Here is an 11,655-nt window from a genome sequence, read left to right as displayed (position 1 = left end):
GGGTGATGCCCTCCTCCACTGATTAAAGTTTCACTTTATAAAAAAAGAGGGAACATCCCCTCTTTTTTATACGTCATAATTAACTACATAATGCTGCATTTCTGTATTGTAGTAGCCTTCGCTATATTCAATTACTTCGCCAACTTCATCGTAAGAATAGCGCATGCGTTTTAATAGCGCTGTTCCCTCTTTTTCACCTAGCGCTTCTGCAACGAAATTAGGCGCAAGTCCAACTGCGAATTCATCTCTGAAGTTTTCTAAATGTATACCTCGGTCCTCAACTAAATCGTAAAGCGATTGTAAATCAAAGTCCGATAAATCTGTACTTGCCATTTGAGCTGAGAAATAGTGCGTATAATGAATGTACGGCGTATCATTTAACATATATAGGCGCTCGATACGAAAACTCTCTTTACCGAATAATCGAAACGGCACTGTTCCTTCCTCATTATGAACGATTTCTGCTTTTAATAATTTCTTTTGTACTTTATATCCTTCTTCCACTAACACTTCTGTAAATTTCTTACCCTTTGACAGTTTTGTCGCAGAAGTATTACGAATCACTTTCGTTCCTTTGCCGCTCTTCTTTTCCAAATATCCTTCTTGAGCGAGTTCTTTAATCGCATTACGCACTGTAATCTTACTAACATTGAACTCTTCTTCTAATTGCGGTTCTGAAGGAATATTCGTATGAATCGCATATACACCATGCAATATTCGATCACGAATAATATTTTTTATTTGCAAATATAATGGTCCTTTTTTTCTCGTTACGTTCACTGTTACACCCACTACCTTTCTACATCACCTACTGATGCCGTCATCGCCCGAAGTATATCCTTCTCTGATGACATTGGCGTATCACCGACGATTGTATGTGCTAGCATTCCAGCTGCTGACGCAAATGAAACAGCTTTCTCTGATGCGAACTCTTTTATCTCGCCATGAATAATTCCGCTCGTATAAGCATCTCCAGCACCTATTCTATCATATACAGAAAACGTAAGTGTTTTTGCAAAAGTGAACGTTCCATCTTTACATATAAACCCGCGAAGCGAATGTGTATTATCACTGTTAATAGAGCGATGAGTACCAGCAATTGTAGCGATATGATACGTTTCAGCTACCTTTGGAATAAGATCAACAAGTTGCGCCTCTCGCTCTGTCTCTTCTGTTTTCATTCCAAGAACAAACATTGCATCTTTTTCATTCATCATAACGATATCAGCAAGTCCTAGCATTTCTTCATAATGCGGTTTTGCCTGTTCATATCCGTCTTCTCCCCAAAGTGATGGACGATAATTACAATCAAAAACGACGGTTCCTCCGTTTTCTTTAACTGCTCTCGCTAAAGATTTCATATGATGACGCACCGTATCATTCATCGCAAGTGTAATACCGCAAAAATGAACGATATCAATTTCCTTTGCGATTTCTTCAAATTGATACATTTCTTCACATGCCGTATTGAAGCTACTTTCTAATCGATTCGAATATGTAACGCGGCTTGCACGTGCACCGAATCCATTTTCTAAAAAATACATACCTACATATTTACCGCCTCTTGAAACAAGAGAAGTTTGAATCCCTAACTTTTGAATGTAAGATACAGCTGCATCTCCAACCGAATTTTCCGGTAAAGTTGAAATAAGAAGCCCTTCATGCCCTAAGTGAGAAAGTGCCGCTGCAACATTCACACCTGTACCTGAAAATGAGTAATTTAACGTGTTAGCTTGCGACAACAATTCATATCCAGGTACTTGCAGGCGCATCATTACTTCGCCGAACGCTGCAATTTTCTTACGCATATTGATCAACTAGCTTTTTCACGACTGCTAATAATTCACGAACATCTTCTACTTTCGTATTACCAGTTTCTTTATCAATAATAGAAGAGTATACGTGCGGGATAACTTGCTCTACATTTGCCTCAAGCGCAATACGTACAATTGTTTCAAAGTTTTCTTTATCAATTCCACCTGTTGGCTCTAATGCGAATCCTTCTTCTGCACAAGCTTTCGCAACTGCGCGATATTCTTCTTCGTGAGCTAGCCCTTTCATTGGGAAGTATTTCAATGAATTTCCGCCCATATCACGTACAAGTGCGATTGCTGTTTTAATTGGAACAATTGCTTTTTCTTCTCCAGCCGCACTAATTGGGCCAGTAGAAATATTTACGTACCCTACTTTTCCTGTTGGTGATACTAAACTATTAATCCAGCTATCTTTTCCGCCAAGATTTGCACGTGTCGCTCCAACTGAAGGGAATACTTGGTTAATATGACTACCAGGATAATGCTTCGCAATTTCAGCTACAACTGCTGCTTGACGATTATCTCCTGCTCCTAGCCCGATTGATACAGCGTCATCAATTTCTTTTCCGTATGCTTTCATAGCTGTAACAGCTTCTTCTACTGTTGGGTAGTCTTTTGATAACACTCCCACTACTACATAACCTTCTGCTGCTTCAAAAATATCTTTCGCATTTTGGATATTGTTCGCTAATACATTTAATGCTACGCGTCCTTTATAAAAACGTTTTTGAATGTTTGTCATTTTAGTTTCCCCCTACAATTTCTCTCATTTTTTCTTCAATCACATGTATGTCATCACCTTGAAGTGGACGTGGATCGATATCAAAGAATCCTTGTCTTACTCCATAATCACGTGTATAAATTGCGATTTCCCCTTCGCGTAATGCAGTCACAACGTCTTTGGCTGATTTGTTTAACTCTTTCTCGTTAATATGAATACGAGCTCTAAAGATTGCTCTTCCAGCCTCATCTTGAACGATCGTTATATTTACACCATTTAATTCTTTTAGCGGCATAAGTACTTGTAGCACTTCTTTTTCTTGCTCGCTCTTATCTTCTTTTACTCCATACTCATCAAGCGCTTGAAGTAAGCCAAAAGTCGTCTCTTTCCCGACTTTCATACTTCTTCCGATGCAATGTAATTGCACTTTCAGCCATTCGATATATTTTCGTTTCCCGCCAACAATACCAGAAGTAGGTCCTTCAATTGCCTTTGAACCACTATAAATGGCAAGGTCTGAATACTTCACATATTTTTGAATGTCTTCTTCAGCTGCCGCATCAACGATAAGTGGTACGTTATTTCGCTGCGCTACTTCCCATGCTTCTTCAACAGAAATCATATTTTTTTGCACTGCATGATGTGATTTCACATAAAGAATTGCTGCTGTATTTTCGCCAATCGCATCTTCAATATGTTCTGCTTTCCCTTCATTTGCGTAGCCAACTTCAACGAGTTTTCCTCCACCTAAGTAAATCATCGTTTCAACAGGAGCACCGTATTGAACGTTATGACCTTTTAACATAATCACTTCGTTTTTCGCGATTACTTCTTGATGAAGTCTTTCACTTTTACGGCGATTTCCTTCTGTAACGATACCAGCGATAGAAAGCGCAATTCCGCTCGATGCTGAATTCACAACGACCGCTGCCTCTGAATCTAGAATTCTCGCAATATGGTCTCCTGCTTTATCTACTAAATCAGCAATTTCTACATAATTTTGTCCACCATGTTTCATCGCATCCATTACCGTATCTGTAGGAGCAGATACACCTAAAATACTCATTCTACCGCTCGCATTAATTACTCTTTTTAATCCGTACTTAGCATTCAATGAATGACCCATTAATTACAACCCCTTTCGTATCAATTCTTTTTTCAGCAATGCGCTGATCCCCTTCTGAATCAATTAACGTAACCTTCTCATCTTTAACCGTAAATAAAGTTAAGTTTGCAATATCTCCTTCTTGAATACGGCCAAGCTCTGGTTTCTTAAGCCACTCTGCCGCATTTTTCGTAACCGCATCAATCACTTCTTCTAGCGGATAACCTAAGTAAAGGAATTTCGAAAGAACGTGAGCCATACTATACACTGGACCATGTATACGATTCTTCCGGTAAATATCCGTACTAATTGTATTAAAGGCAATATCGTGACACTTCGCCGCTTCTGCTACTTTAAAAGAAAAGCTAGCATTACCGTGACCAACATCTAAATGCACGCCGCGATTCACCGCATCTAACAACACAGGTAGCGGTTTCCCTTCTTCATCAAATAAATTATTTTCTTTCCCGTTTAAATAATGTGTAATCACATCATCTTTTTCTAAAAGAGGTACAACTTCCTCTATACGGGGAGGCGCTGAACCGATATGTACCATAATCGGTAATGATGTTTCATGGGATAAAGCGCGCGCTACATGCAGCGGTTCAATTCCACTATCACAAACGACACTTTTACTCATTCTCGCCTTTAATCCAACGATTACATCTTTATACTTTTCTACTGCTTCTATCGCTTTCTCTTTATCTATCCATTCCATATTGGATAATTCATCAATTCGTTTCAAACCGATGCGAGAAATATTTAAAAAGGCAAATAAATTTGTCTTTGCCTGCTCTCTACTTTTTACTAAATCTACAATACGATCAGCACCGCAACTACCCGCATCAACAATTGTCGTTACCCCTTGCTTAACGCCAATTTCATCTACCTCATCGCCATACGGATCAAACTCTGGAAAAGCGTGAACGTGCAAATCAATCCAGCCACTCGATACGTAAGTACCAGAGTAATCAAGAACCTTTCCACCCTCGCCAGCACCAGCTTTTGTCACCTGTGCGATTTTATTATTTTCAATTACAATGTCAATCTCTTCCCCGTTCACACGTTTCACATTACGTAGTACGAATCGTTCTGTCATTGTATTTCCACCCTTTTCTATAAGAAGCCATAAGAATACGCTTACATTTAAGTTTCATTTTATATCTCTTTCACATATTTAGAGTAACATGAAAAAAACGAAAAGTAAATATAACGTTATAATGTTTAAAAATATATAAAAAGATGCTCCTCCAAAATGCTAATAGTATAGGAAATTATATCAACGATTTTTTGAATATATCTATCATAACTTACAATATATCAACGATTTTTCAATTATATCTATCATAACTTATAATATATTAACGATTCGACAAAGAATATCGATTTACCGACAAAAAACGTCACTTCCTTTCTTATATAAGAAAAGGCTGTCCCAAATGGCACAGCCTTTTTCTCTATTCCTGAATCGTCACAATAACCCCATCCATATTGTTCCCGGAAATTTCATACTGCTTGTTTGCTGGAACGTTCACTTTCGTATTCTCAGAAACTTTATAATAAGAAACAGTATATTTCTTACCTTCTACTTCAGTTGAAACCTCTTTTTCCTCTTTTAAAAACTCTAAATATTCCTCTAGTGTAAAATTCTTTTTTTGCATAATTGCGCTATGAGGTAGGCCGACATAACGGATATGCCATGGCTCATATTGAATTCCAGTAATGTTACTTTTATTTTTCGGATAACGTAATACAAAGCCATGCTTCCATACGTTCTCTTCAATCCATTTTCCTTCAGGCGCTTTCTCCATTTTCTTTTGAGTAGACCCAATGTCCAGTGATAATCCTAAATTATGTTCACTGTATCCTGCTGGAAGTGCATAATCAGATCCCATTTTTTCATATAGCTGTTTTTGCTCTTGGAAATCTCTATAACCACTACTAATCAAAAAATGGTTAACACTTTCTTTTCCAGCCGCATCGACAACGTTCAAAAACTTTTTCACAACATCCTTTGATAAACGAAGATTTCTATCAAATATTACATAACCTCTTACTAATTCACTATTATGATTTACATTTATAATATCAGACCTAATACTATCTTTTTTTACTGGATAATCCCTGTTAACTAATAATAAATCGCCCTTATAAATTTGTTCCTTCGTAATCTCTTTCCCCTCGGTGTTTGCCGCCTTTACTAGCTCATCTTTCCCGACAATTTTAACATCGATTTCCTTTTGAAATAACGGTGATATATAAACGCCTACACATACTGTGAATGCTATAAAAAAAGAAATAAATACCCACTTTTTCATTTCTAGTTCCTCCTTAACGTAACTTACGTATAGAATAGAAAAAACTATTAAAATAAAAAGTGGGGTAAAGTTTAAATTTTTATTAAATTGTTACATTCTCGTCTTTTGGCAATCGTACTTCAAATAGCGTTCTAACTACATTGCTCTCAGCAGAAATCGTACCGTTATGTTGCTCGACAATATTTTTCGCAATAAATAGTCCAAGGCCTGTCCCGCCACGGTTCTCAGTTCTTGCTTTATCACCTGTATAGAACATATCAAAAAGATACGGTAAATCTTCTTCCGGAATGCTATCTCCGTAATTCATAATTTGTACGACAACTTCTCCATTATCAACATATCCATTCATATCAACAAATTGCCCATCATACCCGTAACGAACGGCATTTGTTAATAAGTTTTCAAATACTCTAGCTAACAATTTTCCATCACCGTGCATCGGTAAATGAGGAGCCACGTTCAATCTAGCTTCTAAATGATGTTTTTCTAATAACGGATACAATTCCTCCTCTAACTGTATAAGCAACTCACTTATATCAATCGGCTTTTTATCCAGCTTTAGCATGCCATAATTCATACGTGTAATTTCAAATAGCTCATCAATTAAACTTTCCAGTCTTTGCGATTTTGTATATGCAATTGTGGAGAAATGTTTAATTTGTTCTTTTGTTAAATTTTCATCTTTAAGAATTAAATCTAAATATCCTAACACGGATGTTAACGGCGTTCTTAAATCATGAGCTAAATTCACAACGAGCTGATCTTTACTACTTTCTGCAAAATCTCCTCTTTCAACAGCTTCTTTTAACTTTTCACTTGCAACATTTATTTCACGCGCGATATTTCCAAACTCATCATTTGATGAAACTTGAACTTTATTCGTAAAGTTACCGTTCGCAAGATGATGAATCCCATTAGAAATTTCATCAAAGTATTTTAAATACGGTTTTGTCAAAAAGAAGAAAAAGATAATAGATAACGGAATAAAGAAAATTAAAAAGAAGTTAATGTCTCCAAATTCCCTTACCATTGACCTAAATTGTGCTAAAGGCTCTTCGTAGCGAACCATCGTTTTATAATACAACTGCAATCCTTTATAAATTATATAAGTTACAGTTGCTGCAAGCACCATACTTAACGCAAATAAGGCAATCATTTTAAATCGAAAACTTTTCATCATATTAGCCATTGAAAGTATAACCTACTCCCCACACTGTTTTTATTAATTTATCCTTTCTTTTATCTTCTCCAAGTTTCTTCCGCAAAGTACGAATATGTACCATTACTGTATTTCCACCTTCATAATAATCATCCGCCCATACGTGCTGAAAAATATTTTCCACATTGTATACTTTCTTCGGATGACTCGCTAATAAATATAAAATATCGAACTCTTTCGGCGTTAATTCAATTTGCTCACCATACACATCAACCGTCCTGCGCTCAGGATTAATTACGACTCCGCCTATTTCTAAAGCAGATTTACTCTCCGCTACTTTCGGTTGATTTAACGTAAAAAACCTACGCAGTTGTGCATTTACACGTGCAACTAATTCTATCGGTGTGAAAGGCTTCGTCATATAATCATCCGCACCTAGTACAAGACCTGTCACCTTATCAAAGTCCGAAGTTTTCGCGCTTAAAAAAATAATTGGCATATGATGTTTCGCGCGAATTTGACGCGTCACCTCATAACCATCCATTTTCGGCATCATAATATCTAAAACTACCAAGTCGATTGGCTGCGTTTCAATAATATGAACCGCCTCTTCCCCATCCGCTGCTTTCACAACATGGTACCCTTCTTTTTCTAAATGTATCTCAATTAAGTCAGCAATTTCTGCCTCATCATCAGCTATTAAAATTGAAATGCGCTTCATTTTACTCCCCCTTTTCCATTCCATTTTTATACGCTCGATTGTAAACTAGTCTATCCAATTTGTACAATACGAAAAGGCTACTCGTTAAAGTAACCTTGGTAAATAAAATTATATCAGCGATTTTCCAATTATATTGACTTACCGACAATGAACGACAAAATCCTCTCGCTACTTGCGGGCATCCTAACGCAACTTCCATTTACCGTTCAAAAACAATCCGCTGCTTCGTGATTTCCGCCAGCCTTCCGCGGTCTACTTCATACTCAGTATCAACGCTTTGTGGTACAATCACTTTCCCGCTCTCAAGCATCACTTCCGGCGAAATAATATCCTTCTCCCAATGTCTGCTAGAAGCGGATATATCGCCTGGAATCGTAAAGTTCGGCAATGAAGCAAGAGCAACATTTTGCGCTCGTGAAATCCCCATCTCCACCATACCACCGCACCAAACGGGTATGTTATGTTCCATACAATAATTATGAATTTGAACCGACTCTGTTAATCCGCCCACTCGCCCTGGCTTAATGTTAACGATGCGGCAACTACCAAGCGTAATCGCAACGCGTGCGTCTTCTAAACCATGAATACTTTCATCTAAACAAATCGGCGTTTCAATTTTCTTTTGCAACTCCGCGTGATCAAGAAAATCGTAATCCGCTAACGGTTGTTCAATCATCATTAATTGGAATTCATCTAGTCGTTTCAGCCTCTCTGTATCCGCTAATGTATATGCTGAATTTGCATCAGCCATTAGCGGGATATGCGGAAACTCTTTTCGAATTTCTTTTAATAACTCATAATCATGCTCTGGCTTTATTTTCACTTTAAAACGCTCGTATCCTTCTTCCGCGTACTTCTCGATTTGTTTTAACATAACTGGAATCGTATTAAGGCCAATTACAACGCCGACTTCAATTTCATGACTAGTTCCGCCAAGTACTGTCGCTAGCGATTTCTTTTGACGCTTCGCATATAAACCCCAAACAGCCCCCTCTATTCCGGCTTTTGCCATTCGGTTTCTTTTTATATGTTGAAATAGACCCGGTACCTCATTCGGATGAGAAATTTCAGCCTTTAATAAATCAGGTATTAAAAAGTCTTGCAGTACATGCAGCGCTGTCTTCACCGTTTCTTCCGTATACCACGGTTCAGAGAATGCAACGACTTCCCCAAATCCGATGTACCCGTCCGTATCCTCTAATTCAATAACGATACTCTCACGCTTTTCGTAAGTCCCGTAGCTTGCAGCAAACGGGATGACGAGTGGCATTTCCGTTATATGAAGTGTCGCTTTTTTTATCTCCACCTACATCTCCTCCACTAATTGTCTTAACTCTCGTCTTAACAATTTTTTCGAAGCGTTACGTGGTAATTCCTCTAAGAAACATGCTTTCTTCGGCACTTTATATTTCGCTAATTTCTCCTCGCAAAAATGAAGAATTTCTTCTTCTGTTACCGCCCCACTTTTCACAACAAAAGCAGCTGGTACTTGTCCCCATTTATCGTCAGCCATGCCGACAACACCAGCTTCCGCTACTGCCGGATGAGAAAGCAACACTTCTTCAATTTGAGCTGGATATATATTCTCTCCGCCAGAAATAATTAAATCACTGCGGCGATCTAATACGTATAAAAACCCTTCTTCGTCTAAATAACCGAGGTCGCCAGTATGAAGCCATCCGTTTTGAATAGTCTCTCGCGTCGCATCTTCACGGTTAAAGTAACCGCCTGTTACGTTCGGTCCTTTTACTACAATCTCACCTTCCGCAAATGGTGGCACTACTACGCCATCTTTTTCAATACGAAGTTGGCACTGAAATAGTGGTTTTCCAGCTGATCCTACTTTCGTTAACATGTAATCTGCGGATAACGTACAAATTTGCGAAGATGTTTCTGTCATACCGTACGTTTGATACACTGGGATTCCTTTTTCCACACATGTTTCTAATAACGGTTTCGGCGCTGGTCCTCCGCCAAGTAACATGCATCGTAAAGAAGATGGATATGTCCCTTCTCCAAGTCGCTCTAATAAATCAGTTAACATTTTAGAAACGACAGAAATAATTGTTACTCCTCTCGTTTGAAGTGCTTTATGAATAAAATCAGCATCATATTTCGGAACAAGTAAAATACGCATGCCGTACATAATGTTTTTCATTAAAAGAGATAGCCCGCCAACATGGAACATCGGCATGCAGGCTAACCAACAATCATCATCACGAAGTCCTAAATTAAGCGACGAACCGACTGCGCTTGCCCAATGATTGCCGTACGTTAAAATAACGCCTTTCGGTTTGCCTGTCGTCCCAGACGTATAAATAATTGTCATCGCTTCTTCTAAAGAAAACTCTTCTTGTATAGAGGCTTCCTCTTTTGGTCCATTCATCACTTCGGCGAATGAATAAACAGGAACATCTTTAGCATCAAAATCTTGATCCGTTACTAAACAAACAACTTCAGCATCATCCATTTGCCAAAGTAGCTCTTCTCTTGAAAGACGCGTATTTAAAAGCACAGCTACTGCACCTACATAAGATAGGGCGTGAATAACTGTAATCATCTCCATACCATTTTTCATCAGAACAGCCACCTTTTGCCCTCGCTCCACTCCAACATACGTGAGGTGTTCACAAACAGATACTACTTTTTCATGTAGCTCCATAAAAGTAACTTTCTCTTCCTCTATTTCAATTGCAGTGCGATCTGGTGTTAAAAATGCACGTTGCATTAACCAATTTGGCATCGTCTCCATCATTCATTCTCCTTTCATGAAAGAAAGAGACTTGATATGATATCAAGTCTCTTAGTTGTTTTGTTTCCGGTTTAATCTCATCTAGCTACAGCGGCTAGAATGTTCGGTGGCTTCACTTCTTCCTACGAGGCAAAAAGCGCCTCGTAGGAAGAAGCTCCATCCCCCTCACATTCTAAGCGAGCCGCTTCCGCTTTTGATCAAGGGAAACGAGGGAATTGACCGAAGTCCGGACTGCGTTTTTCTTTGAATGCGTCGCGACCTTCTTTTGCTTCGTCAGTTGTGTAGTACAATAACGTTGCATCTCCAGCTAGTTGTTGAATACCAGCTAGACCGTCTGTGTCTGCGTTGAATGCAGCTTTTAGGAAACGAAGTGCCATTGGGCTGTTTGCTAAAATTTCTTGTGCCCATTGTACTGTTTCTGCTTCAAGCTCTTCTAATGGTACTACTGTGTTTACTAAGCCCATATCAAGCGCTTCTTGTGCATTATATTGACGGCATAGGTACCAAATTTCGCGAGCTTTCTTGTGGCCTACCATACGAGCTAAGTAACCAGCTCCGTATCCACCGTCAAAGCTTCCTACTTTAGGACCTGTTTGTCCGAATACAGCGTTGTCTGCAGCGATTGTTAAGTCACATACGATATGAAGTACGTGTCCACCGCCGATTGCATAACCTGCTACCATTGCGATAACTGGTTTAGGAATTGCGCGAATTAGACGTTGTAAGTCTAATACGTTTAGACGTGGGATTTGGTCGTCACCTACATATCCACCATGACCGCGAACTTTTTGGTCGCCGCCAGAACAGAATGCACGTCCACCTTCTCCTGTTAAAATGATAACGCCAACATTTGCATCATCACGAGCGTGTGCAAATGCATTGATTAACTCCATTACCGTTTTTGGACGGAATGCGTTATGTACTTCAGGGCGGTTAATCGAAATCTTTGCGATACCATTGTATGTTGAATAAATAATATCTTCGTAATTGCCTTCTGTTACCCATTCAATAGCCATTACAACTACCTCCTTGTATATTTCTGATCTCCTCTATAAGTGTGACTTC

At 38.7% G+C, this 11,655-nt stretch carries 11 protein-coding genes; all 11 read right to left on the bottom strand.

What is annotated here, in order from left to right:
* Positions 1-66: 66 nt before the first annotated feature.
* The 11 genes from IBT51_RS22930 to menB all read right to left on the bottom strand — a co-directional run bounded on the left by IBT51_RS22930 (position 67) and on the right by menB (position 11,606).
* On the bottom strand, positions 67-792 hold the full coding sequence (locus tag IBT51_RS22930; RefSeq protein ID WP_197235664.1) for a GntR family transcriptional regulator: 726 nt from the start codon (positions 790-792) through the stop codon (positions 67-69).
* Positions 792-1,808 carry a sugar kinase gene (locus tag IBT51_RS22925; RefSeq protein WP_078401183.1) on the bottom strand — a complete coding sequence of 339 codons (1,017 nt, stop codon included), beginning with the start codon at positions 1,806-1,808 and terminating at the stop codon, positions 792-794. The genes IBT51_RS22930 and IBT51_RS22925 overlap by 1 nt, the downstream gene beginning before the upstream one ends.
* Positions 1,801-2,556, bottom strand: coding sequence for a 2-dehydro-3-deoxy-phosphogluconate aldolase (gene dagF / locus IBT51_RS22920; protein WP_053563472.1), 756 nt, complete (start codon positions 2,554-2,556; stop codon positions 1,801-1,803). Before dagF ends, IBT51_RS22925 begins: the two co-directional genes overlap by 8 nt.
* Position 2,557: 1 nt before the next feature.
* Positions 2,558-3,661: a DgaE family pyridoxal phosphate-dependent ammonia lyase gene (locus IBT51_RS22915; protein WP_197235666.1), complete on the bottom strand. Its 1,104-nt coding sequence runs from the start codon at positions 3,659-3,661 to the stop codon at positions 2,558-2,560.
* On the bottom strand, positions 3,639-4,739 hold the full coding sequence (locus IBT51_RS22910; protein ID WP_197235667.1) for an amidohydrolase/deacetylase family metallohydrolase: 1,101 nt from the start codon (positions 4,737-4,739) through the stop codon (positions 3,639-3,641). The genes IBT51_RS22915 and IBT51_RS22910 overlap by 23 nt, the downstream gene beginning before the upstream one ends.
* A gap of 358 nt (positions 4,740-5,097) precedes the next feature.
* Positions 5,098-5,958: a M15 family metallopeptidase gene (locus IBT51_RS22905; protein WP_098851928.1), complete on the bottom strand. Its 861-nt coding sequence runs from the start codon at positions 5,956-5,958 to the stop codon at positions 5,098-5,100.
* An 82-nt stretch (positions 5,959-6,040) separates the two neighbouring features.
* Positions 6,041-7,147 carry a sensor histidine kinase gene (locus IBT51_RS22900; RefSeq protein WP_000002599.1) on the bottom strand — a complete coding sequence of 369 codons (1,107 nt, stop codon included), beginning with the start codon at positions 7,145-7,147 and terminating at the stop codon, positions 6,041-6,043.
* Positions 7,140-7,838 carry a response regulator transcription factor gene (locus IBT51_RS22895; RefSeq protein WP_000822510.1) on the bottom strand — a complete coding sequence of 233 codons (699 nt, stop codon included), beginning with the start codon at positions 7,836-7,838 and terminating at the stop codon, positions 7,140-7,142. The genes IBT51_RS22900 and IBT51_RS22895 overlap by 8 nt, the downstream gene beginning before the upstream one ends.
* A gap of 199 nt (positions 7,839-8,037) precedes the next feature.
* Complete coding sequence (gene menC / locus IBT51_RS22890; protein WP_197242913.1) at positions 8,038-9,144, bottom strand: o-succinylbenzoate synthase; 1,107 nt, start codon at positions 9,142-9,144, stop codon at positions 8,038-8,040.
* A complete protein-coding gene (locus IBT51_RS22885) occupies positions 9,145-10,590 on the bottom strand; it encodes an o-succinylbenzoate--CoA ligase (protein ID WP_200458613.1) in 1,446 nt (481 codons plus the stop codon).
* Positions 10,591-10,787: 197 nt separating this feature from the next.
* The gene (menB, locus tag IBT51_RS22880; protein ID WP_000963892.1) at positions 10,788-11,606 is read right to left on the bottom strand and encodes a 1,4-dihydroxy-2-naphthoyl-CoA synthase; all 819 of its coding nucleotides are present in this window, start codon (positions 11,604-11,606) and stop codon (positions 10,788-10,790) included.
* Positions 11,607-11,655 lie beyond the last annotated feature (49 nt).

This window comes from Bacillus sp. S71 (assembly GCF_016625265.1).
GTDB classification, from domain to species: domain Bacteria; phylum Bacillota; class Bacilli; order Bacillales; family Bacillaceae_G; genus Bacillus_A; species Bacillus_A cereus.
This window is presented reverse-complemented; position numbering and strand designations above follow the sequence as displayed.